This is a genomic window from Yoonia rosea (assembly GCF_900156505.1).
GTDB classification, from domain to species: domain Bacteria; phylum Pseudomonadota; class Alphaproteobacteria; order Rhodobacterales; family Rhodobacteraceae; genus Yoonia; species Yoonia rosea.
Window position 1 is genome coordinate 2220098 of record NZ_FTPR01000001.1, and the last position, 22921, is coordinate 2243018.

Below are 22921 nucleotides of genomic sequence, written 5' to 3' on the forward strand. Positions count from 1 at the left end.
ATGGTCCGCGTCAAACTCTGGGGGTCGCTGCGCACCTTCGCGGATGGCGAGGAATGGGTCGAAGTGGAGGCCAGCAACTTTAAGGAGTTGCTGGACGCCTTGGTCGAAAAACACCCCGGCCTTGCCCCGCAGATCAAACGGGGGGTGTCACTGGCACTGGACGGGGTGATCTACCGCGAGGCATGGTTCACGCAGATCGGGCCGGAGAATGAGGTGATCTTGATGCCCTATATGGTGGGGGGATAGCGTACCATGCACGCGCTGTTTTTCGAGGTCCGCCCGAAACCCGGGCATCTGGAGCATTATTTTGAACATGTTGCACTACTGCGGCCGGTGCTGGCCAAGCATACCGGCCTTACGTTTCTGGACCGTTACGCATCGCTGAAAGAGGCAGATGTGATCCTTTCCCATCAGCTTTGGGAAAGTGAAGAGGCCATTGTCGCTTGGCGCAAAGACGCAACGCACCGGCGGTCGCAAACCGCGGGGCGGCAAGTGCATTTCACCGACTACCGTATTCGTGTCGGCGCGCGTGTCTTGCATTGGACAGGTGGCGAGGCGACACCTTTAGGGGCGTCTGATACCTCACATGTCGTCGCACTTTATGGAACGGCACCTGTGACGGACCCTGCCTTTGGCGGCTTCGAAAGCGTCAATCACAAAGGCCAGTTCATTGCGCTGGCGACGGTCGATCGCGCTGCGGCCGCGCAGGCGTTGCTTGATCAACACCTTGGCACGTCCGGTCTGGAAGAGGCTGCGATCTACAGTATCCGCCGCGATTACGGGCAGCATGACCGGACGCAAGCGCCGACTTAACCATTCTCATGGAAGTAATCATAGACTGTCTGCGCCAGTTTCGCTGACACCCCGTCCACCGCGTTCAAATCGGCCAAATTGGCCCGCTTTGCTATGGTTCGGGCACTTATTATACCGTCCCCGACGGCCCGCTTGAACAAGGGGCGGAATACGCAGTTTAGGCTTGAATGCCCGCACGTCCGGCCTGTAGACCGTAAGGATAGTTTTGTAATTGTACGGGCCGTTACAGGCTCACTCATTCACAACTTACCCCATGGCAATTTGTGAACACAGGGCGTCATTTGGGCCCATACCAAAAGGGATAGGTGTCCACTCAATTCAAGTGAGGACTCTCATGAAACACGATACAATACTGATTACCGGTCTTTTGGTGGCGGCTTTGGCCACACCCACGATGCTGGCCGCGCAAGGCTGGGCCAATCCGGCAGAGCGCTACGTAGATGCGCATCTTGCCTATGCCGACGCAGCCTGTCCGATTATGGAAAACGGTATCGACCACTTCGTCTACTTTGCACGTGATCGGGGTGCGTTGCGTAATCATGCCTTGCTAGAGGCCCCGCGCTTTGACGGTGCCCAAATCATGTACGCCTGGGCAGAGCTTGAACCGCGCGAAGGTGTCTACGACTTCAGCAAAATTTACGGCGACCTCGCCTATCTGGACCAATACGGCAAGCAGCTGTTCATCCAACTGCAGGACGCCAGTTTCTGGGAAGGTTTTGTACCGGTGCCGGACTACCTACGCGCGGAAACCTATAATGGTGGTGCCGTCGAACAACTGTCTGAAACCGGCGAGGTGAATGGATGGGTCGCAAAGCGTTGGTCTCCGGCTGTTCAAGCCCGTTTCGCCGCACTGCTTGACGCGCTTGGCACCGCGTTTGATGGCGAAATTGCAGGTATCAATCTGCAAGAGACGGCCATCGGCGTATCCGCCGACAACGATCCCAGCTTCTCGCCAGAACTTTATTTCGACGGCATCAAAGCCAACATGACCGCGCTAAAGGCGGCGTTTCCACAAACAACGACACTGCAATATGCAAACTTCATGCCCGGCGAATGGCTGCCTTGGGAAGACGAAGGTTATCTGCAAGGCGTCTATCAGCATGGCAACGCTATTGGTGTCGGCCTTGGCGCGCCGGATTTGCTGATGCAGCGCAAAGGACAGCTCAACCACCCTTTGGCGATGATGCACGAAGGTGACTATTCGGTTCCCTTGGGGATCGCTGTGCAGGACGGGAACTATATCGGCCAGACCAATTCGAACGAGAACCTATCGGTGCGGTCAAATATCGTGCCCAAGCTGCATGCTTTTGCCGAAGACTTTCTACAGGTGGACTACATGTTCTGGGTTAACCAATCGCCTTATTTCGAAGAGGATGTGCTGCCTTGTTTTGAGTGACCTCTGCGTCGTCCCAGCACGTTCGGGTTTGCGCCCTCCGACACTGAATGCGTTGTCGGAGCGGCGTGAGTTAGGTCGCAACGGTCGCAGCCCGGACCGCCGCCTTGGAATCAGCCGTTCTCGTGAAAATAATCATACACCGTCTGCGCCAGTTTCGCTGACACCCCGTCCACCGCTTTCAAATCCGCCAGATTGGCGCGGGCGACGGCCTTGGCTGATCCGAAATGCGCCAGCAAGGCCCGTTTGCGGGTGGCCCCAACGCCGGGCACATCGTCCAGCGGCGTGGCCCCAATGGCTTTGGACCGTTTCGCGCGATGGGTTCCGATGGCAAAACGGTGCACCTCGTCCCGCATCCGTTGGATGAAATACAGCACAGGGTCATTATGGCGGAGCGCCATGACCGGTTTGCCGGTGCGGTGGAATTCCTCTTTGCCCGCATCGCGGTCTTCGCCTTTGGCGACGCCCACCATCGGAATATCGCTGACGCCCAGCGCATCCATGATCTCGCGCACAGCACTGACCTGCCCCTGCCCGCCGTCGATCAGCAAAAGATCAGGCCACGTCCCTTGCGTCCGTTCGGGGTCTTCTTTCAAAAGGCGCTGGAAGCGGCGGGTCAGGACCTCTTTCATCATGCCGAAATCGTCGCCCGGTGTGAGGCTATCGCCCTTGATGTTGAATTTGCGGTACTGGTTTTTGTCAAAACCATCCGGCCCCGCCACGACCATCGCCCCCACAGCATGGGCGCCTTGGATGTGCGAGTTGTCATAAACCTCGATCCGCTGGGGCACCTTTTCCAGATCAAAGGCCTCGGCCACACCTTTCAGCAGACGGGCCTGCGTGGCGGTTTCGGACATCTTGCGCGCAAGGCTTTCGCGGGCGTTGCGCAGCGCGTTTTGCACAAGCTCCGCCTTTTCGCCGCGCTGGGGCACCATGATTTCGACCTTGCGTTCTGCTTTCTCGGCCAAGGCGGCGGCCATCAGATCGTCGTTGTCCAGGCCGTGTGACAGGATCAAAAGGCGGGGCGGTTCGCGGTTGGAATAAAACTGGCCGACAAAGGCCTCCATCACCTCGGACATATCCTCATCCCCGCTGATGCGCGGATAGTAATCGTGATTGCCCCAGTTCTGGTTCGCACGGATAAAGAACACCTGCACGCAAGCCTGCCCCCCGTCCGTATGAAGCGCGATCACATCAGCCTCCGCGGTGTTCTGCGGATTGATCCCTTGGGCAGATTGCACTTGGGTCAGCGCCTTGATCCGGTCACGCAGCGCAGCAGCGCGTTCAAACTCCATCGCCTCGGACGCGTCTTGCATCTGTTTGGCAAGCGTTTCCTGAATACCTTTGGTGCGGCCTTGCAGAAATTTCTCGGCATCGCGGACCGAACCGGCGTAATCTTCTTCGGAAATCAGGCCACAACACGGACCAGAGCAGCGTTTGATCTGATATTGCAAGCAAGGCCGTGTGCGCGTTTCAAAGTCACTGTCCGAGCAATTGCGCAGCAAAAAGACCCGTTGCAGTTGATTGAGCGTGCGGTTGACGGCACCCGCGCCTGCGAATGGGCCATAGTAATTGCCCTTCTGCTTTTTCGCACCGCGATGCTTTTTGATCATCGGGAATGCGTGGTCTTTCGTGACCAGAATGTTGGGAAAGGATTTGTCGTCGCGCAGCAGGACGTTATAGCGCGGTTTCAACTGCTTGATCAGGTTCTGCTCAAGCAACAAGGCTTCGGTTTCTGTCCGCGTCGTCAGGAACATCATCGTCGCCGTTTCGCGGATCATCCGCGTGATGCGGGGCGAATGATTGCCAGGGCGGGAATAATTCGACACCCGTGCCTTCAGGTTCCGCGCCTTGCCGACATAGAGCACGCGGCTATCCGCATCGAGCATCCGGTACACACCGGGCGAATTATCCAGCGTGCGCAGATAGCCGTGGATCACGTCATATCCGGTGGGGGTTGGCTTGTTTGGCTGCTCAGTCATCTGTCTGGTCTATGATTCTGGTTTGTCTGCAATGGTAACGCGCCAAGGACAAGAGAAAAGGCATCCACTGTTTCTGTGGATAACTCCGTGGGTTATTCTCGGGCAGGTGGAAATTTCCGTTGTATTTAGCAGGGTTCAACGATTTGCGTAAAAAATAGGCATTTTACCAAACCATTGATAAGTATAGCAATTTTTATTGAAACTTCATTAACACCTTGAAAAATAGGCGGTTTATGAAGCTTTTGTGAAGATACGGGCGCGCAGTGCACAACTTGCCGGAGGTGTTACTCCAAACCCAACACGTCAGGCGTTTCCCACGCGAGGTGCTGGCCACCGTCCACAGCCAGCATCTGCCCCGTAACGGCAGGCGCGTCGAGGAAATATCCAAGGGCGGCGGTGATGTCAGCAGGGTTTGCGCCCCGCTTCAGGATCGTCGCCGCGCGCTGCTTGGAGAAGTGCTCTTTGCTTTGCCGGTGACCCTGCAAAGTGGGGCCCGGGCCGATCCCGTTGACCCGCACGCGGGGGGCCAATGCCTGCGCCGTCGTACGCGTCATCGCCCAAAGGCCCATCTTGGCGATGGTGTAACTCATGAACTCGGGCGTGAGTTTATGGATGCGCTGATCGAGCATGTTGACCACAAGGCCCTGGGCAATCGGTTCGCCCTCTGCGTCGGGCTTGGGTTCAGGCACTTGCGTCGCGAAATGCTGTGTCAGCACGAAGGGTGCACGCAGGTTGGATTCAATATGCCGGTCCCAGCTTTCACGGGTGGCGGAGGTGACGCTGTCATGCTCAAAAATCGAGGCATTGTTTACAAGGCACGTCAGCGGACCACCCAAGGCCTCTGTCGCGCGACCGACCAACGCCTGCGTTGCATCTTCGTCCAAAAGGTCCGCCTGTAGTGCAACGCCCTGACGCCCCAGCGCTGCGAGCTGGGCCACGGTTTCGCGCGCACCCGCCTCTGATCCGGCGTAGTGCACGGCCACATCATAGCCGCGCTGCCCCAGATAAAGCGCCATCGCTTGACCTAGCCGCGCACCTGCGCCCGTGACCAGCGCCCTCATTTCAGCTGCTTTTCGCACTGACACGGCCCTTTGCCGATCCGGTACCGCAGGCATTTCGGGCATTTGGCTTGCGCTAGACGCGCCTGCCCCGGAAACCGCCATTTGCCGAACATCGCCAATACCAGCATGAAGGCCAGAAAGAAAAAGATCGCTTTCAGGATCAAAGGCCAAACCTCGCGAATGCAGCGCGCTCTTCAATGCCGGCGACTGCATCATCCACAATCCGCGCGCCAAAGCGGGCAAAAAGCGGTTTTTTCTGATCGTAGCGCTTAAAGGTGACCTTGTCTCCAAAACGTTCCTTCATGACAGGAACCAGATGGCCGATCCCATCAACCAGCCCCTCGTCGACACCTTTCTGGCCAATGTAGACTTCACCGGTGAACAGATCAGGATTGTCCGATAGCTTGGTTCCCCGCCGCGATTTCACATAGTCGATAAATGTCGCGTGCAGGTCTTCCAGCCAACCTTTCAGCTTTTTCACATCCGCGGGTTTTTCGGGCTTGAACGGGTCCATCATGGATTTGGATTTGCCGGCCGTATAAACACGGCGTTCAATGCCAATTTTCCCGATTGCGTCGGTTGCACCGAAGCCCGCGCTGATCACGCCAATCGACCCGGTGATTGAGCACGGATCGACAAAAATCTCGTCCGCAGCACAAGCGAGCCAGTAGCCACCAGAGGCGGCCACATCTTCGACAAATGCAAAGACGGGGATTTTCTTTTCGTCTGCCAAGCGCCGGATGCGTGATGCAATCAGGGAAGACTGCACAGGTGATCCGCCCGGGCAGTTGATTTCCAATGCGACGGCCGCAGGCTTGCCTTTGCCAAAGGCCTTTTCGATGACAGGGGCGAGGCCGGGGTTATCAAGCCCCCGACCCGAATTGACGATCGCGCCCTGAAGCCGGATGACAGCGACGTAGGGCTCGGACTTCATGAATGGAATAAAACGTTTCATGGTAACTTACTTAGCCCTTCCCAAGCAGGGCGCAAGGGTTACTGTCTGATCCGCCATCCTGTGCGGAAAATCCACCAGATGACCGCCAGACAGATCGCGGTGAAAAGCGCGATCGCAAAGAGCGACGCGCCAATGCCGACATCCGCCTGCCCAAAGAAAGACCAGCGAAAACCGCTGATCAGATAGACCACGGGGTTAAAAAGCGTGATAGTTTGCCATACAGGCGGCAGCATGGTGATCGAATAAAAAGATCCGCCCAAGAAAACGAGCGGGGTGATCACCAACAGCGGGATCAGTTGCAGTTGCTCGAAATTGCCCGCCCAGATGCCGATGATGAACCCCAACAGGGCAAAACTGACGCAGGTCAGCACAAGAAAGGCTATCATCGCCAAGGGGTGCGCAATCTGGATATCGACGAAGAAGAACGACGTTACAAGGATCACAATACCAATGAACAGCGCCTTGGTCGCGGCGGCCCCCACATAGCCTGCCACCACCTCAAGAAAGCTGATGGGCGCGGACAGAAGCTCATAGATTGTCCCGATGAATTTCGGGAAATAGATGCCGAAACTGGCGTTGGTGGTCGCTTGGGTCATGACCGACAACATGATGAGACCGGGCACGATGAATGCGCCATAGCTCACGCCCTCAACCTCATCAATGCGGCTGCCGATGGCAGCGCCGAAGACAACGAAATAGAGTGCGGTGGACAGCACGGGCGAAATAAAGCTCTGCGTGATCGTCCGGAAGAACCGGCGCATCTCAAAGACGTAGATTGTCCAAATTGCGTTCAGGCTCATGTGGTTTCCTTTACAAGGCCGACGAAGATATCTTCGAGGCTGCTTTGTTGCGTTTGCAGGTCTTTCATCTGCAAACCGGCCTTTTGCAGGTCGGCCAGAAGGGTGGTGATGCCCGTCCGCTCGCCTTTGGTGTCGTAGTGGTAAAGCAACGAGAACCCGTCGTCGGCGCGGGTCAGCTCATAGTCAGCCAGCGCATCCGGGATCGTCTCGACTGCTGCGGACAATTCGATTTTCAACTGCTTGCGGCCCATCTGTGACATCAAATCGGCCTTGTTCTGTACCAGCAGGATTTCACCCTTGTTGATCACGCCGACACGGTCAGCAATTGCCTCAGCCTCTTCGATGTAATGAGTAGTGAGGATGATCGTAACACCCGAAGCTTTGAGTTTAGCGACAACCTCCCACATGTCTTTGCGCAGTTCGACATCGACGCCGGCTGTGGGTTCATCCAGAAACAACACACGGGGTTCGTGGCTAAGTGCCTTGGCGATCAGCACACGACGCTTCATGCCACCCGAGAGCGTCATGACCTTGTTGTCCTTTTTGTCGTAAAGCGACAGCTGCTTGAGGATATCCTCAAGGTAGGCATCGTTGCGGGGCTTCCCGAAAAGGCCACGCGAAAAGCGCACGGTGTTCATCACCGTTTCAAAGGGCTCAAGGTTAATCTCCTGCGGGACCAGGCCGATGAGGGCGCGCGCGCCACGGAACGCTTTTTGCGTATCGTGCCCGCCTACAGTGACGGTGCCCGAAGTTGGCACAGTAATTCCGCAGATCGTGGAAATCAGCGTCGTTTTGCCTGCGCCATTGGGACCGAGCAAAGCGAGAATTTCGCCCTCTTCGATGTCGAGGTTCACGGATTTAAGGGCCTCAAAACCCCCGGCATAAGCTTTGCGCAGGTTTTGGACGGAGACGATTGCGGACATATGAGTGCCTTTGATGATGTCAGCGTTACCTAGTGCCTTCGGCATAAAATGAAAATGCGCCAAGGGGTGTGCGGGGACGCACAGAGGTCACGCCATACGCGTCGCAACATCCAGCATGCGGCAGGAAAAGCCCCATTCGTTGTCGTACCAGCCAAACACCCGTAGCAGCCCGCCTTGGGTGACGCGGGTTTCAGGTAGCGACACCACAAGGCTTTCGGGGCGGGCGCGCAGATCGGTTGAGACAAGCGGTTTGTCGGTCCACCCGATAATGCCGGATTGAGCCTGCAAGACGGCATGGACATCTTCGCGCGTGACCTGACTGTCGAGCGTGACCGACAGATCGACGGCAGACACAGAGGCGACCGGAACGCGTACCGCTGCGGCCTCGATCCGCCCTGCGATATCGGGCAGCACCTCGTTCAGAAGCCGCTGGGCAGAGGTTGTGGTCGGCACCATTGACAATGCTGCGGCGCGGCTGCGCAGTGCGTCGCCTCGTGGCGCATCAATGCTTGGCTGGCTGCCGGTATAACAATGGATCGTTGTCATCCAACCCGTTCGCAGGCCCCATGTCGCATCAATAAGCTTTACCAACGGGGCCAGCGCATTGGTCGTGCAAGAGGCGTTAGAAACAATGGGCTGATCCTTCAGCAGGGCCTCGTTCGCACCTAACACGACCGTCAGATCTGCGGCAGAGGACGGCCCCGAGATCAGCACCCGCCGCGCACCTGCTTGCAGACCACGTTCTGCGACGGCGCGACTTTCGGCCTTGCCAGTACATTCAAGCAGGATGTCCACCCCAGACAGATCAAGCGTCGAGATGTCGACGGTCTGCGTGATCGGGATCGTCTTTGCGTCAACAACAAGTGAGCCGTCCGCATAGGTGACATCACCGGCATAAGGACCGAAAACGCTGTCATACGCGAACAGATGCGCGCAAAGTTCCGGATCGGCGATGTCATTGATACCGACAACTTCTATATCAGGCCAGGCGCCTGACGCATGCGCCCGAAGCATTGTGCGGCCAATTCTGCCGAACCCGTTGATGAATACACGCGCCATCTGACTGTCCTTACTATGTTACCCTTATTGCTGCACCTTTCGCGCGGGCACCACAAGCAAGGCTTGTACATCGACACCTCTGAATCGGCGCAAGAGAATCGCGTCGATTCCCACCGCATTTCTTGACAGAATCGGCAAAAGACTCGGTTTCAATCGTTGCAGCGCAGCAATGGTACGATGCAAAATTCAGAAAACGCGGAAATTCACCTTCAGCGAAACACCCGCGTGAACAGGTTGGTTGGATCAGGCCTAAAGCCGTAGGTTTCCAGTGAAAACAAAGGAAAATAGGCGATTTCCCGCCGGTCACTGTTTCTGCAGTCTTACCCAATGACGCAGAGTGAGAAAGATTAAGAACCACTAAACAACAAGTTAGTGTCACTTTTTGGCCTAATTTGAATGAGACGAAGATCATCGAAGACGAACGACCGTCGTGTGAGTGATGTTTGAAAGCTGGGTAGACAGATGGCGAAGCCGCAAATGAAAGAAGATACGACTGACAAGGATAGCTTCGTTGATGAGCTTAAGCCGGGCACAAAACTGATGCACGGCCAGTACACAATCGAAAGCTTTCTGAACGCAGGTGGTTTCGGTATCACGTATTTGGCCAAGGATAGCCTTGACCGCAAAGTCGTTATCAAAGAGTGCTTCCCCGGCGCGTTCTGCCGTCGCAGCCGCTATGTCGTGCAGGCCCGTTCGCGCGCCCACCAGAACGAGCTGAAGTCAATTGTCCGCCTGTTTGTTCAAGAGGCCCGCAGCCTCGCGAAGCTGAACCACCCGAATATCGTCGGTGTGCATCAGGTCTTCGAAGACAACGAAACCGCATATATGGCGCTGGATTTTGTAACGGGTCGCGATCTTCTTGATACAATCGAAGATCCAAACCACGGCCTGAACGCGGCGCAGATTAAATCAATCCTCAAGGAAGTATTGGGCGCGGTTGGCTTTATCCATGACCAAGGCATCCTGCACCGCGACATTTCGCCAGACAACATCCTGATCAACAAGGATTTCCACCCTGTTTTGATCGACTTTGGTGCGGCCCGCGAGGAAGCAACAAAACAAAGCCGTGTTCTTTCAGCGTTGCGTGTTGTGAAAGATGGCTACTCACCACAAGAGTTCTACATCGCAGGGTCCGAGCAAAGCCCCAGCAGCGACCTTTATGCCCTGGGTGCCTCTTTCTACCACCTGATCAACGGCGATGTACCACCAAATTCACAGGCCCGTTTGGCTGCGATCGCATCCGGCGAACCAGACCCATATGAACCACTTGTGGGCCGTTTCGACGAATATGAGCCGTCTTTCCTTACTGCGATCGACAGAGCGCTTGCTGTCCTGCCAAAGGATCGCGTCCAGTCTGCGAAAGAGTGGATTGAGATCATGGAAGGCGGACAAAGCAACGTCACGCCACTGAAAGTTGGCGCAACAGCTGCGGCCGAGCCACAAACGGCCGCGACAAAAGCGCCGGTTGCCGGTGGTGCCGCCAAGAAATCGAACATGCCAATTCTACTGGGTTCTGCCGCTGCGGTTGCCCTGCTGGTCGGCGTCGGCGTCATGACGATGACCGGGGGCGAAGACGCACCTATCGCGACACAAGAGCCTGCCGCAGTTGAAGCACCCGTTGTGGCCGAAGCGCCTGCAGAGCCTGTCTCTACACCAGCGCCTGCGCCCGCCCCCGTAGTGGCCGCAGATCCTGTCGTGGACGAAGTGCCCGCCTTCCTTGCGCCACGCGCCGAGGACCCTGCACCCACAGTTGAAGAACAATTGGCAGCGTCAATTGCGGCAGAGCAAACCCCTGCCATCACACAAGAGCCCGTCTCAGAAGAGACAGCGATTGTGCCACCTGCTGTTATTGAGCCTCCTGTCGCGGCCGTTACGCCGGCACCAACAGTACGTCCTGCTGCACGCCCTGAAAGCGTTGAAATCGCTGCATTGCCTGCGCCAGAACCGCTGCCAGAGCCTGTCGCGACGCCACAGCCTGCTGCTGATCAGCCTGTATCCGGTGACGTTTTGGCAACGGCAAACCGTCCTGTAGAAGCCTCCGAGATTGCGCCAGTTGCCCTGCCATCGACGCCCGAAAACGTCGAAAGTGTCGGATCCGGTCCAACTGTCGAGATTTCGGCCGTAACACCCGGAAATGAACTTGCGCCTGCTTCTGTAAGCGGGTCCTGGACTGTCGAGCTGCCTTTCACCGCCGCTGGCGAACAGTCTAACATTGTGGCCGAGGCCGGCCTGATCTCTCCTGTCTGGGTTGAACCCGGACTTGTGATCGTGGCCGTGAATGGCATTGGTATCGATGCGATCTCAGACATTCCAGAAGCACTGCGCCAGCAAATCGGTGACGGCGACGTCGCACCGACCATTCCGGTCTCATTCAACACGATCAAGCCATCAACTGGTGATTTCGTGCAGTATAACTGGGTTGTTCCGGTCGTGCAGAATGTCTCGCTGGCCGATGGAACGGCGTTCGAAACTGCGTTCTCCGGGACGGGCTGGACGACAACGGTTGTTGCACTTGACGGCGCCGAGTCCGGCGGTTTGCAAGTGGGCGATGTGATCACATCTTATATTTCGACCGGTGAAACGATTGATCAACGCGACTCGATTATGAATATTTTTGAGCGAGAGCTCGCGAACGGAACGGAACAATTCAGTTTCGCTGTGCAGCGCGATGGTGGCCTTTGGGTGGCGTCGCATACTGTATCGGACGCGGCGGAGTAAAACATGTCTTTCTGGTCCGCCGGGACCGCAAGACATCAGTAAATTGGAGGGTAGCAAGATGAAATTCATTCGTGATCTACTTGGAAAGAAGCGTAGCGAAACAAATCCACGGCGCGCGAGCTCTGTAGAATCGTTGGAACAATCCTATCGCGAAACGATCGGATCGATGGTGGATGAGGCCGCGCCTCTGGGTAAACCTCCCCTTGCGACGCCTCCTGCAGCAGAAGCCACACCCGATGCGCGGGTTGTTGCAGCAGCGCAGGCCCCCGCAGCGCCAGAAGCCCCTGCGGCTGTGAATATCTGGGATCTCGAAGATGACGGAACATCGACCGCCCTTCCGGAACCTTCAACGCCGATAGCACCCGCACGCCCCGTTGCGGCACCTGTTGCTGACCAAGCGGTTGCTTCTGCAGCGGCAGCACGGTCACCCGCACGGTCGCGCCGGACGAAAACACGTCTGATCGGATTTGAAAAATCCGATGGTGACGTTGTTGATCTCTTCAACGATGCCCAAAAAGCTGCGCCAACCAAGAGCGTGCGTTTTCCCGTGGGTTGGATTGTTGTCGCCGAAGGTCCTGGCCGTGGCGAAAGCTTTTCCCTGATGGCGGGCATGTCACAGATTGGCCGTGGCGAAGATCAGGCGATCCAGCTTGATTTCGGCGATAACTCGATCTCGCGTTCGAACCACGCCGCGATTGTCTTTGACCCCGACACCAAAGAATTCTTGCTCGGCCATGGCGGCAAATCGAATATTGTGCGCCTGAACGACAAGCCTTTGATCAGCAACGAGACACTGAAAACCGGTGATGTGATCCGTATCGGTGAAACCATGCTGCGGTTTGTTGCCCTGTGCGACAAATCATTCAACTGGTCCGATGGTGCGACCGAGGAGGACGAAGATGTGGCGATCGCCTGAACCACGTTTTGACGTCGCATCTGCGATTTGTCAGGGCGGGCGTGACTATCAAGAAGACGCAATCGTCACTGATTTCCCGTTTGGGGCGGATAGTGGTGTTGTTGTGCTTGCAGACGGCATGGGCGGCCATGCGGCCGGTGATGTTGCCAGCAAGATTGTCGTCACCGAAGTATTTAGCGAGCTTAAGTTCGAAAGCGCGAATTTCGCCGATTTCGAAGGTGAAATTCCACGTTTCCTGACCGAAGCTGCGACGAACGCAAACGGCTATATCCGTGAACATGTGCAAGCACATCCCGAGACACGCGGCATGGGGGCAACACTTGTGTCTGTCGTTCTGGTCGAGAACCGCATGTATTGGATGTCGATTGGTGACAGCCCCTTGTACCATTATCGCAATGGCACGATGAAGCAGCTGAATGAAGATCATTCGATGGCGCCACAGATCGACTTCATGGTCCAGCAAGGTTTGCTCGATGAAGAAGCCGGCAAGAACCACCCCGACCGCAATTGCCTGACATCCGTGATCCTCGGTGACCGCGTGACGAAATCGGATTGTCCGAAAGCGCCGTTCGAATTGCAGGTTGGTGATATCGTCGTCGTTTCAAGTGACGGTCTGCAATATCTGGAAGATGCAAAGATCCAAAAGATACTGCACCGCTATCGCCGCAAGAAAGCCGCCGAGATTGCGGGCTATCTGTTAGAGGCAATTGAGGCGCTGGCCGACCCCGATCAGGACAATTGCACGTTCTCGGTGATCAAGCTGAACCACAACAAGCCGGTGATCCGCGCAATCCGTGCCAAACCGGTTGGTCATGTGGACCATCAGACCTCGACTGTCACACGTGTTGTCGAACTGGACGACATTGAGAAGGTTGCGGCCAAGACAAAAAAGCCCAAGGAAGTCGCCGCAAATAGCGCGTCAACTGTGATTAAGGAAGTAAGACCCCTCAAGAAGGTCGAACTGAATGATGAAACCGATTTGACACAGGAGGTTGATGCGGCTGAGCCGCCGGCTAAGATAGCCGCCGGAGGCAAGTAATGTCGAATCAATCACTGGGAAACCGGGTTCAAACAGAATTGAAGCAGGCCGTGCTGAGTGGCCTGCTTCCTGATTCTGACCATGAAAAAGCGGAACTGCTGCTTGAGCGCCTGCAAAAGCCGGTGCGCTTGGCCATTCTTGGCATGCCTGAATCTGGCAAATCGAGACTGCTGAACTTGCTTGTGGGCGCGGATGTCATCCCACAGGGTGTGCATCTGCCAACGATGCAACTGGTTTATGGCGAGAATGAAAAATCGCTCTGCACGCTGGCGGATGGGTCCAAAGAAGAATTCAACGCCGTCGATGCCGACATGATCGCGGGCCTGTCCCCGGTCTTTGTCGAAATGCAGATGCCTCTGCCGGCCCTCAACAAGATTTCGGTTCTCGAAGTCGTCGCCCCCGATGACACGAACGCCGTGCACCGTGCATCGCAGTGGGCCTCCAAGCGCACGGACGTCGCACTTTGGTGCACGCGCGGCTTTACCGAGCCCGAACAACGCATTTGGGCCACGATGCCTGACCTGATCAAGGATCACGCGTTCTGCATGGTCACGCATGCCGATTTTCTTAAAGCGCAAGGGCTCTATGAGGCCGCAGTTGGTGCAATCTCTGCAGCTGCTGGGGATGAGTTCAATGCAGTACTTGCAATCGCCACAAACCAGGCACTTTCAGCGCGGCATGCGGATGGCAGTGTCGACAAGGATGTCATGCGCGAAAGCGGTGGCTCTGCCCTCATATCGGCGGTTCTCAAACAGGTCGAGCGCGGCCGCCAGTCCGCAGTGGATCAGGCTGATGTTCTGCTGCACCAGTATTCCGATCTGCTGGCCCCCTTAAAAGAAGCCCCTGTTGCGCCAGATGTGAGCACACCACCAAAGCCCACACCAACACCAGAACCGGTGGTCACCAAAGAGCCTGCCGCGCCGGTTGCTGCGCCCGAAAAGGCACAAGCAGACGCACCGAAACCGACAGCAGGCCCTTCTGAATCAAAGCCTGCGACACGCGACGCGATTTCACGCCTGCGCGAGATTGCTGCACGCAAGAACGTATCCCGCGACCTCGCATTTGAAGAAGCCGCAAAACCTGCGGAAACGCCTGCCGCAGAGCCAGAAACAAAACCTGAGGTAGAAGCACCTGCCGATGTTGTTGCAGAACCCTTGCACCCTGCCACGCGCGACGCCTACGAACATGTCATCGCTTACCTTGAGGCACGCGGTGCAGAACTTGCATCAGTACTGGAAGAACAAGGTGAAGATGGACCTGTCGCAGTCATGACAATGGCTGTAGACCATGTACAGTGGCTGTGTGATTATCTGAACGAAAATGGCGATGCTGCAGACGTGTCATTGCAACGCACGCGCGACACTGCCTTTGACGCTGCAGACATGGTACAATTGATGCAGATGGAAAAACAAGGCAACGCAGCACTTGAAGCGATAAGCCTGATGCTACAGATTAAGCGGGAACTACAGGCTGATCTGGCTGCGTAATCTGCGTTGTCGCTTGGGAATTTTTTAAGCAAGACGCCATACTTTTGCCGTGCGGATCTGTTTCCGTTATGGCAATAAAGACGGTGTTTTTCTTGCTATTTAGCGACGCACGAGACCACAGCATGCCGTGGTGATATGAATTTGTTAAGGACGGACAAGAATGAAGATGGAAGAGGTCGCAAATGGGGATGGTCTTGCAATCCCGCCGGAGCAACTCCCCTTCATGCGCCTTGGGCTGGAGAAGCTGGACCGTTTCCACGATGAAGTCGTTGATCTGGAGGCGACCCTTGCGGACGTTGTAAAGCTTGGCGGCCAGGATGCAGAAAAGAAAGCATCTAAACTTATCAAGCAGTTACACGCTTTCGAACCAAGCATCACGATGATTGGCCAAATCAAGTCGGGCAAGACGTCTTTGGTGAATGCCATGGTCGGCCGACCTGATCTTTTGCCTGCAGATGTGAACCCATGGACATCTGTTGTCACCTCGCTTCACCTCAACGCGCCTTTGCCTGATGATGCACCAACGGCGACCTTTCAGTTTTTTAGCCAAGGCGAATGGGACCACCTTGTCGAAAACGGCGGGCGAATCGGCGAATTGTCGGAACGCGCCGGTGCGAATGACGAGCTTGAGAAAGTACGTCAACAAATTGCCGAAATGCGTGAAAAGACAAGGCAACGTTTGGGTCGCAAGTTCGAACTGTTGTTGGGACAAAAACACAGTTACGCCGAGTTGAGCGACGAATTGGTGCAGCGCTATGTCTGTATGGGCGACGACTTCGAAGATCTCGAAGAAGAAGACCAGCAGGGCCGCTTTGCCGATATCACAAAGTCCGCTGACTTGTATCTGAGCGCGGATTCGATCCCGATGTCGATCTGTCTGCGTGATACGCCCGGCGTGAACGATACATTCATGATGCGCGAACAGATCACCATCAACGCCCTGCGCGATAGCCGCATCTGCGTTGTCGTCCTGTCCGCCCATCAGGCGCTCAGTTCGATGGATATGGGCCTGATCCGCCTGATTTCGAACGTCAAAGCCCGCGAGGTCGTGATCTTTGTAAACCGGATCGACGAATTGTCAGACCCGGGCGCACAAGTGCCCGAAATCCGTGAAAGCATTTTGCAAACGCTGGCCGATAACAACGGACCAGAGAACCCCGAGGTTATTTTCGGCAGCGCCTATTGGGCGAATATGGCCCTGTCAGAAGACCTTGACGACATTGTTGCCGATAGCGCCGAGGCCATGTTCAACTGGGCCGAGGCCGCGCTGAGTGCGGAAACCGCCAGCATGGAAACCAAAGAGCTTGTCTGGCATCTTTCCGGTATTCCCGAGCTGTATCGCGCCCTGTCCGAACGTATTTCGGAAGGCCCCGGCGCTGAAGTCCTGTCCGCATCTCGCAAGCGCGCGCTAAACCTTGTTGGCGGTGTGCGCGCGTCCAACGCTGTCGTGTCGATGCGTTTGGACGGGGACACAGTCGAAGTGATGTCGAGCGAAAAGCTTTCGGCCCACCTTGATCAATTGGAAGCCGCAAGCATGAAGGCCCTCGATGAGCGGCTGGATATCGCCTTTTCGCAATTCGGGTCACGCGTTGACCAGTCGCACAAACGCTTTCTGGATCGCGCGCTGGAATCGCTCCTGCGACATCTGGAAACCAATGGCGAAGAAGAGATCTGGCAGTATAGCCCGGATGGTCTGCGTATGTTGCTACGTACCAGCTATCAGGTGATGCGGCGCAATGTGACGGCGAGTTGCCAAGACGTCTATGCAGCGGTTGCCGATGATCTTGCCGAAACTTATCGTTCTGCCTTCGGCGTCGATGTTGAAAACTTCACAATTACGCCGCCTGCCCCGCCAGAAATTCCGGCACCTGTGTCGCTTGGCCAAACCATTGCTTTGGACTTGCAAACATCATGGTGGAAGGGGTGGTGGAAACGCCGCAAGGGTTACCGCGCTTTTGCAAGCGGGTTTTACGACCTGATCGAAGCAGAAACAGCCCCGATCGTTGACGAACTTAAGTTACGGCAAGCGGATGACATCCGCGCCCGTGCGCAGGCAGAATTGCGTGAGTTCCACGCCGAACAACGCGCAATACTTGAGGACATCAGCAGCAAATCAGAGATCGCCGTTGACGATTTGGAAGACATTTTTGGTATTACTGCTCAGCAGGAACGTGATGAGCTCTTCGACTATATTTTCGAAGAGCTGAGTGAAACGAAACCTCTGCTGGCAGTGGGAGTTGATAAATGAGTGTTGGTGAAACAGCTTCAGGCGGACGCCGCAAACCGCGTATCGCGCTGATGGGTGAATTCAGTGCGGGAAAAAGCACACTCTCTAACCTGCTGATGGGTCAGCGTCCGCTGCCTGAAAAAGTGACCGCGACGCGTTTGTCACCTGTCTGGATTTCGCACGGGACCCGCGCGCCCTACCGCGTTGACGTCGATGGATCAAAGGAACCTGTCACGCTCGCTGATTTGGAAAACATCCCTGTTGAGCAAACCCGCAACATCCGCCTTTTTCTGGAAGCCGACATTCTGGAAGTCTGTGATCTGATCGACTTTCCAGGCATTTCGGACCCCAACATGTCATCCTCTGTCTGGGAACGGATGCTGCCCGAAGTGGACGCGGTGATCTGGTGCACCCATGCGACTCAGGCTTGGCGCCAGTCTGAATCGGCTGTTTGGGAAGATATGCCGCAAGCCGTTCGCGAAAACTCCATCCTGCTGATCACACGGTTTGACAAGCTGAACACCGAAAAAGACCGAAGCCGCGTGGTCAAACGCGTGACACGCGAAACCCAAGGACAGTTTGGTGCGATTTTCCCTGTCTCGCTCTTGCAGGCCATTCAAGCGGGCGAAGATTATGACCTGTGGGATGCCAGTGGCGCAGGACCTTTCACAGCCCATTTGATTGACGTGATCGAGCGGCTGACAGCGCTCACCGCCCGCACCGAACTGCCCCTGTATAACATGGCTAACCTCAGCGACATTCCCGCGCCCGTGGCTGCGCCGGTGCTGCCACGCCGTGTCCAGCGTGCATCTGATAGTGGCCGTTCAGCGCGGGACCGCGCGCCTTCCGACCCTACAACGGACGACCCTATGTCTTCTGTCGACCGGGTCTTGCGCTCATCGTAATGCCGCGCAATTATTTGCAGCCCTTCCACAATCCTTACATTTGCCGTACTCATGGCAAAGTATAGTCAGGAAACGAGCTGTAGATGGTTGTTCATGAGTTAGATGCTTTGCGTGAAAGATTTGAAGGCTGCACTGCGCTTGCCTTTGCTGATCTCTCGACGAAAATGATCCTCGTGACAGACTCACATTCAAATTTGCGCCGTGAGGCGCTGGATGCCCTGTGCGAAGAGGCCGCATTATTGCTGGGCGCGAATGGCAAGCCGGCATTGGCGGACAAACCAAGCGGGATGGCGTCTGTTGCGAGTACGTCGCAGTTGCGCGTCTTTTTGCGCGCGGAACATGAGCCAAATGATGTTCTTTGTTGTATCTGCGGCCCAAAGATGGATGCAGATAAGTTTGTTGCTGACGCTTGCGCATGCCTTGACCGCATCAGTAGCGGTGAATGAAACTACGTAACAAAGAGCTGGAAACAGGCTTATGAGCGAATTGAACGCTTTGGCACAAAAACTTGCTGTTTTGTCTGCGCGGGACGTCGTGGATCAAACCGGCGCACGCATGATTTCGGAGGGTGGATTGCCATCGCCTCTGGCCGCGATCCTGCGCGAGGTTGATGATACCGTACTTGAGCGCTGTCTGACTTTTCGCTGTGGCGACACAACCATCCGGATCATCGCGGCAGGACGCCGTATGCGCGGGATCCTGAGCGTTTCGCCCAAGTCCAGTGCAGATGTCATCGGTCAGGTTTTGTCGCGTGAAGATCCCGCTGTTGTGCAGGCCGCGCATGACCTTTTGCGCGATCTCTGCGACAACGTCGAAAACATGACAGTCCGCAGCCTGCCTTCCGAACCCTTTGGAAACAGCGGCGAACGCGGCATTTCCGCCCTTGGTCTGGCCGAACTTTGGGGCGTCGCACTTGCCGAAATGGACACCACCCCCAAGCCTCCCATGGAGCAGTTCCTGACGGTGAATGCCCCGGCGTTTTCATCACTGCTGCATGTTTGCGATGGCGAGATCGTTGCAAAAGAGGGGGATTTCGCAGCATTGCAATCCATCTGGAACACGCAGGTCGAAGCATTCCGCGAAGCACACAAAAAGACGTTGCGTGGCGAGGAAGCGGCGCAGTTAATCTGTCTGGATGGTGCCTTTGATAACGGTAATTCCGCTGCACTCGCACTCTACGAAAGCCACGTCGCATTGATTGCATATGAAGCAGAGCGCTTTGGGGCGATGCAGGCGTCCTGGCAACGGATATTCGCGTAATGCATCCCGCAGCCGCAGCAGCCCCCGCCGCGCCGCATTTCTTCGACGGCTTTGAAGAGCGTACTCTGGCCACGCCCGAGGGCGATGTCTTTTACCGCATCGCTGGCAACGGGCCGCCGCTGCTGCTGCTACATGGCTATCCCCAGACCTCTGCGATGTGGCACGCGATAGCACCTGTTCTGGCAGAGACCTATCAAGTCATATGCCCTGACTTGCGGGGCTATGGCCGGTCGTTAAAACCGACAACAGACGCGACGCACAGCCCTTACGCCAAACGCGCAATGGGGGGCGATGTCATGGCGCTGATGGACCATTTGGGTCATGATCGCTTTCTGATCGGCGCGCATGATCGCGGAGGCCGTGTGGCCCATCGTTTGGCGGCAGACCATCCCGAACGGGTAATCGCGCTCTCAGTGCTGGACATCGCACCCACGCGCGAGATGTACCGCGACGCAGGCAGCGCCTTTGCGCATACCTATTGGCATTGGTACTGGCTGACCCTGCCACATCCGTTTCCGGAAAATCTGATCGGTGCTGACCCTGCCTTTTTCTGGCTCAAGAAATGCGGTGCGGGTTCTGCGGGACTGTCGCCTTTCGTACAGCAGGCGCTGGATGAATACCTGACCTGTTTCTCCAAACCCGAGGCGATCCAAGGGGCCTGCGAGGATTACCGTGCCGCGGCAACCATCGACATCGCGCATGATGATGCCGACCCGACAAAGCTGCAAATGCCGCTGTTGGCGCTATGGGGTAAGGACGGCGCAATCGAGGCACATTTTGACTGTCTCGCCCTTTGGCAAGAGCGGGCCGCCAAAGTGCGTGGCTGGGCCCTGCCCGGCGGTCACTATTTGGCCGAGCAACACCCCGACAAGGTGCTTGAGGCCTGGATACCGTTCTTTGCCGAGGCGCTGATCTAGGTCAGCCGCGCCGGGAACCCTTCGGCGCGCAAGTCCGTGTCGAGCAAGTCCTCGAGCACTTTCACGATCATCGGCGATTGCGCATCACCGCCATAGGCCGCGCGGGCGGCCACATAGGTTTGTTCGGTCGCGGCCGCCAGTTCAAGCGGCACTTCGAATTCGCGGCCAAAGCCCATGGCGAACCCCAGATCCTTCAGCGCCAGATCAATGTTGAAGGCCACGTCGTAAGATCCGTTCAGGACAAGCGCACCTTCGGTTTCATGCACGAATGATGTGCCAGACGAGGCTTTGATCGCATGCCACGCCTGTCCCAGATCAAGCCCGCCACGCTTGGCCAGCATCAGCGCCTCACCGCAGGCTTTGAGATGGATAAAGGCCAGCATATTGGTGATCACCTTGATAATAGACGCCGACCCGAGCGGGCCCATGTGAAACACTTCATTGCCCATCGCCTTCAGCGCTGGCAGATGGGTCTCAAACATATCCTTGTCACCACCGGCCAGCATGGTGATGTTGCCCTGCGCGGCCAGATGCACACCGCCGGTAACAGGCAGTTCCATCATCCGAACATCATGTGCTGCCGCTTTCGCCGCAAAGGCCAGCACTTCGTCACGGCCCAAGGTGGACATTTCGATCCAATGCGCGCCCTCTTTCATCACGGGTAGCATCTGGGCCGCGACCGCCTCGGATACGGCAGGCGATGGCAGGCAGGTGATGACGTGATCAACCGAGCCTGCAAGTTCTGCGGGGCTGTCGGCCCATTTGGCACCCAAGGCAATGGCGGGTTCTGCCGCGGCGCGATTGATATCCGTGACGGTCACATCCATGCCCCCGCGCAGCAAACAGGCCGCGCAATTTGCCCCAAGATTACCTTGGCCGATATATCCGTAGTGCATGAAAGCCCCTTACTTGAAGTAGATATTATAGTCAGCGCGGATCGCCGCATCGACCGCAGGGTCGATCTGGATTTGCGCTTTGCTGAGGATGTCATTCTTTCGGGCAATGGCCTGATCAAGCAGCATGGGACGGTTGGCTTCGTTCCATTCCTTCGGGCTCATCCGGTTGCCCAAGGTGGGATAGATGTATTCCGTCTGCATCAAAGCGAGCGTTTGGTCAGAGCCCAGATAATGCCCCGGACCACCCAGACAGACGGCCTTCATCGCCTCGATTGACGTGCTGTCTTCGGTCACGTCAATGCCACGGACAGTGCGCAGAACCTGCCCCAGCACATCATCGCCAAGCACCAGCGATTCCAGACAGAACCCCAGCAATGAGGCATGCATGCCAACGGCCTCATAGACCATGTTCAGGCCCGAAAGACCGGCCAGCACGTTGGTGATACCTGTCTCCCATCCGGCCTGCATATCAGGGAGTTTCGAATCCGATATGCCCGCAGCAGCACCCCCGGGTATGTCATAGAACCGGTGCATTTGGGCGCATCCTGCGGTCAGCAGGGCCTGCTCTGCCGAACCACCCGACATCGCGCCCGTCCGCAGGTCAGAGACGAAAGGCCATGTGCCAAAGACCGCCGGATGACCGGGGGCCATGGCGTTGACGTAAACCACACCGGCAAGGCACTCCGCGACGGCCTGAACGATCGCAAGGGCGATCGGCGCAGGTGCGGTGGCACCCGCTTGCCCCGCAGAAAGCAAGAGAACCGGCATGCCTGCACGAATGCAGGCCTCCATGGAACGGCAACTTTCTTCGGCGAATTTCATCGGCGGGACGACAAAACAGTTCGAGTTCGAAACAAAGGGGCGCGCACGCCATGCTTCTTCGCCGCCTGCGATCCGGTGCAAGAGTTCGATTGACGGCGCAACATGGCTTGGATCATCAAAAGATGTGCCGACATGTTTGGTCGTGCCTGAACAGCAGGCATAGATCGTGTTCAGGTCCATTTCGAGATTGTCAGAGATATCCCGCGCCACCATCGCGCGCTGGAAGAAGTGCACGTTGTCCAATGCGTGGGTAATCTTGGCAGCGTCATGCAGGTCTTGTGCGGTACTGTCGCGATACGTGTTGGTTGCAAGGTCAACAACATGCACCGCAGCACCTGCCGTGCCAAAATGAACATTCGTGCCCGTCAGGTGCAGATCGTATTGTGGGTCACGACCATGCAAGGTGATATTCCGCGCAGCTTTGGCCAGCATGTCCTCGACCAAGGCACGTGGAAAACGGATGCGCCCGTCATCACCAAGGATCGCGCCCGCTTTCGTCAAAATCTCGACACCAGAGGGCGGGGCCTGTGACAGACCGATCTGTTCCAAAGCATCAAGCGCCGCATGGTGGATGCGTAGAACCTCGGCATCAGTCAGCGGCCTATATTGCCCGCCCGGAAGGCCCGCACGGACAGGGCGCATATTCTCTGCCAAAGGTGCGCTTCGCAGGGCAACACGGGCGGCGCGCCCACCGCTGCGCCCTTTTCTTTTCTCTGTGTCCAACATGCATGCGCCTCCCTGGAACTGG

21 protein-coding genes are annotated in these 22921 nt (G+C 56.6%); 12 read left to right on the forward strand and 9 right to left on the reverse strand.

The window, feature by feature from the left end; genetic code table 11:
- From B0B09_RS11130 to B0B09_RS11140, 3 genes are all read left to right on the forward strand, one after another.
- Nucleotides 1-246, forward strand: a complete 246-nt coding sequence (locus tag B0B09_RS11130; RefSeq protein ID WP_076659663.1) for a MoaD/ThiS family protein — start codon at nt 1-3, stop codon at nt 244-246.
- Nucleotides 247-252: 6 nt separating this feature from the next.
- Nucleotides 253-813: an antibiotic biosynthesis monooxygenase family protein gene (locus tag B0B09_RS11135; RefSeq protein WP_076659665.1), complete on the forward strand. Its 561-nt coding sequence runs from the start codon at nt 253-255 to the stop codon at nt 811-813.
- 334 nt (nt 814-1147) lie between these two features.
- Entirely contained in the window at nt 1148-2209 is a 1062-nt protein-coding gene (locus tag B0B09_RS11140; RefSeq protein WP_076659667.1) for a hypothetical protein, read from the forward strand.
- Between the two features lie 110 nt (nt 2210-2319).
- On the opposite strand, the gene uvrC is transcribed toward B0B09_RS11140, so the two are convergent.
- The 7 genes from uvrC to B0B09_RS11170 all read right to left on the reverse strand — a co-directional run bounded on the left by uvrC (nt 2320) and on the right by B0B09_RS11170 (nt 8986).
- Complete coding sequence (uvrC, locus tag B0B09_RS11145; protein ID WP_076659669.1) at nt 2320-4188, reverse strand: excinuclease ABC subunit UvrC; 1869 nt, start codon at nt 4186-4188, stop codon at nt 2320-2322.
- Nucleotides 4189-4472: 284 nt separating this feature from the next.
- Entirely contained in the window at nt 4473-5249 is a 777-nt protein-coding gene (locus tag B0B09_RS11150) for an SDR family oxidoreductase (protein WP_242654378.1), read from the reverse strand.
- On the reverse strand, nt 5246-5413 hold the full coding sequence (locus B0B09_RS17970; protein ID WP_165689268.1) for a hypothetical protein: 168 nt from the start codon (nt 5411-5413) through the stop codon (nt 5246-5248). The genes B0B09_RS11150 and B0B09_RS17970 overlap by 4 nt, the downstream gene beginning before the upstream one ends.
- Entirely contained in the window at nt 5410-6204 is a 795-nt protein-coding gene (locus tag B0B09_RS11155) for a S49 family peptidase (protein WP_076659672.1), read from the reverse strand. Before B0B09_RS11155 ends, B0B09_RS17970 begins: the two co-directional genes overlap by 4 nt.
- A 38-nt stretch (nt 6205-6242) precedes the next feature.
- Nucleotides 6243-7004 carry an ABC transporter permease gene (locus B0B09_RS11160; RefSeq protein WP_076659673.1) on the reverse strand — a complete coding sequence of 254 codons (762 nt, stop codon included), beginning with the start codon at nt 7002-7004 and terminating at the stop codon, nt 6243-6245.
- Nucleotides 7001-7927: an ABC transporter ATP-binding protein gene (locus B0B09_RS11165; protein WP_076659675.1), complete on the reverse strand. Its 927-nt coding sequence runs from the start codon at nt 7925-7927 to the stop codon at nt 7001-7003. The genes B0B09_RS11160 and B0B09_RS11165 overlap by 4 nt, the downstream gene beginning before the upstream one ends.
- Nucleotides 7928-8014: 87 nt before the next feature.
- Nucleotides 8015-8986, reverse strand: a complete 972-nt coding sequence (locus B0B09_RS11170; protein ID WP_076659677.1) for a type I glyceraldehyde-3-phosphate dehydrogenase — start codon at nt 8984-8986, stop codon at nt 8015-8017.
- A gap of 477 nt (nt 8987-9463) precedes the next feature.
- On the opposite strand from B0B09_RS11170, the gene B0B09_RS11175 reads away from it, so the two are divergent.
- The 9 genes from B0B09_RS11175 (at nt 9464) to B0B09_RS11215 (ending at nt 20455) form a co-directional block, all read left to right on the forward strand.
- Nucleotides 9464-11704 carry a serine/threonine protein kinase gene (locus tag B0B09_RS11175; protein ID WP_242654379.1) on the forward strand — a complete coding sequence of 747 codons (2241 nt, stop codon included), beginning with the start codon at nt 9464-9466 and terminating at the stop codon, nt 11702-11704.
- Between the two features lie 58 nt (nt 11705-11762).
- Nucleotides 11763-12620, forward strand: coding sequence for an FHA domain-containing protein (locus tag B0B09_RS11180; RefSeq protein WP_055297069.1), 858 nt, complete (start codon nt 11763-11765; stop codon nt 12618-12620).
- Nucleotides 12604-13659, forward strand: a complete 1056-nt coding sequence (locus tag B0B09_RS11185) for a PP2C family protein-serine/threonine phosphatase (protein ID WP_055297067.1) — start codon at nt 12604-12606, stop codon at nt 13657-13659. The genes B0B09_RS11180 and B0B09_RS11185 overlap by 17 nt, the downstream gene beginning before the upstream one ends.
- Nucleotides 13659-15146: a hypothetical protein gene (locus B0B09_RS11190; protein WP_076659680.1), complete on the forward strand. Its 1488-nt coding sequence runs from the start codon at nt 13659-13661 to the stop codon at nt 15144-15146. The genes B0B09_RS11185 and B0B09_RS11190 overlap by 1 nt, the downstream gene beginning before the upstream one ends.
- Before the next feature lie 160 nt (nt 15147-15306).
- Nucleotides 15307-17394, forward strand: a complete 2088-nt coding sequence (locus B0B09_RS11195) for a dynamin family protein (RefSeq protein WP_076659682.1) — start codon at nt 15307-15309, stop codon at nt 17392-17394.
- Complete coding sequence (locus B0B09_RS11200; RefSeq protein ID WP_076659683.1) at nt 17391-18278, forward strand: dynamin family protein; 888 nt, start codon at nt 17391-17393, stop codon at nt 18276-18278. The genes B0B09_RS11195 and B0B09_RS11200 overlap by 4 nt, the downstream gene beginning before the upstream one ends.
- Nucleotides 18279-18451: 173 nt before the next feature.
- Nucleotides 18452-18724: a hypothetical protein gene (locus B0B09_RS11205; protein WP_242654380.1), complete on the forward strand. Its 273-nt coding sequence runs from the start codon at nt 18452-18454 to the stop codon at nt 18722-18724.
- A gap of 31 nt (nt 18725-18755) precedes the next feature.
- Entirely contained in the window at nt 18756-19538 is a 783-nt protein-coding gene (locus tag B0B09_RS11210; protein ID WP_076659685.1) for a hypothetical protein, read from the forward strand.
- On the forward strand, nt 19538-20455 hold the full coding sequence (locus B0B09_RS11215) for an alpha/beta fold hydrolase (protein WP_084190784.1): 918 nt from the start codon (nt 19538-19540) through the stop codon (nt 20453-20455). The genes B0B09_RS11210 and B0B09_RS11215 overlap by 1 nt, the downstream gene beginning before the upstream one ends.
- Here the strand turns inward: B0B09_RS11215 and B0B09_RS11220 are convergent.
- Together B0B09_RS11220 and B0B09_RS11225 are read right to left on the reverse strand one after the other, a co-directional pair.
- Nucleotides 20452-21351, reverse strand: a complete 900-nt coding sequence (locus tag B0B09_RS11220; protein WP_076659687.1) for an NAD(P)-dependent oxidoreductase — start codon at nt 21349-21351, stop codon at nt 20452-20454. The genes B0B09_RS11215 and B0B09_RS11220 overlap by 4 nt on opposite strands.
- A gap of 9 nt (nt 21352-21360) precedes the next feature.
- Nucleotides 21361-22899, reverse strand: a complete 1539-nt coding sequence (locus tag B0B09_RS11225) for a trimethylamine methyltransferase family protein (protein WP_076659910.1) — start codon at nt 22897-22899, stop codon at nt 21361-21363.
- Nucleotides 22900-22921 lie beyond the last annotated feature (22 nt).

Bases quoted from the DNA above. Each gene is read 5' to 3' on its own strand.
- B0B09_RS11130 (WP_076659663.1), top strand. From the start codon at position 1: ATGGTCCGCGTCAAACTCTGGGGGTCGCTGCGCACCTTCGCGGATGGC.
- B0B09_RS11135 (WP_076659665.1), top strand. From the start codon at position 253: ATGCACGCGCTGTTTTTCGAGGTCCGCCCGAAACCCGGGCATCTGGAG.
- B0B09_RS11140 (WP_076659667.1), top strand. From the start codon at position 1,148: ATGAAACACGATACAATACTGATTACCGGTCTTTTGGTGGCGGCTTTG.
- uvrC (WP_076659669.1), bottom strand. From the start codon at position 4,188: ATGACTGAGCAGCCAAACAAGCCAACCCCCACCGGATATGACGTGATC.
- B0B09_RS11150 (WP_242654378.1), bottom strand. From the start codon at position 5,249: ATGAGGGCGCTGGTCACGGGCGCAGGTGCGCGGCTAGGTCAAGCGATG.
- B0B09_RS11155 (WP_076659672.1), bottom strand. From the start codon at position 6,204: ATGAAACGTTTTATTCCATTCATGAAGTCCGAGCCCTACGTCGCTGTC.
- B0B09_RS11160 (WP_076659673.1), bottom strand. From the start codon at position 7,004: ATGAGCCTGAACGCAATTTGGACAATCTACGTCTTTGAGATGCGCCGG.
- B0B09_RS11165 (WP_076659675.1), bottom strand. From the start codon at position 7,927: ATGTCCGCAATCGTCTCCGTCCAAAACCTGCGCAAAGCTTATGCCGGG.
- B0B09_RS11170 (WP_076659677.1), bottom strand. From the start codon at position 8,986: ATGGCGCGTGTATTCATCAACGGGTTCGGCAGAATTGGCCGCACAATG.
- B0B09_RS11175 (WP_242654379.1), top strand. From the start codon at position 9,464: ATGAAAGAAGATACGACTGACAAGGATAGCTTCGTTGATGAGCTTAAG.
- B0B09_RS11180 (WP_055297069.1), top strand. From the start codon at position 11,763: ATGAAATTCATTCGTGATCTACTTGGAAAGAAGCGTAGCGAAACAAAT.
- B0B09_RS11185 (WP_055297067.1), top strand. From the start codon at position 12,604: ATGTGGCGATCGCCTGAACCACGTTTTGACGTCGCATCTGCGATTTGT.
- B0B09_RS11190 (WP_076659680.1), top strand. From the start codon at position 13,659: ATGTCGAATCAATCACTGGGAAACCGGGTTCAAACAGAATTGAAGCAG.
- B0B09_RS11195 (WP_076659682.1), top strand. From the start codon at position 15,307: ATGAAGATGGAAGAGGTCGCAAATGGGGATGGTCTTGCAATCCCGCCG.
- B0B09_RS11200 (WP_076659683.1), top strand. From the start codon at position 17,391: ATGAGTGTTGGTGAAACAGCTTCAGGCGGACGCCGCAAACCGCGTATC.
- B0B09_RS11210 (WP_076659685.1), top strand. From the start codon at position 18,756: ATGAGCGAATTGAACGCTTTGGCACAAAAACTTGCTGTTTTGTCTGCG.
- B0B09_RS11215 (WP_084190784.1), top strand. From the start codon at position 19,538: ATGCATCCCGCAGCCGCAGCAGCCCCCGCCGCGCCGCATTTCTTCGAC.
- B0B09_RS11220 (WP_076659687.1), bottom strand. From the start codon at position 21,351: ATGCACTACGGATATATCGGCCAAGGTAATCTTGGGGCAAATTGCGCG.
- B0B09_RS11225 (WP_076659910.1), bottom strand. From the start codon at position 22,899: ATGTTGGACACAGAGAAAAGAAAAGGGCGCAGCGGTGGGCGCGCCGCC.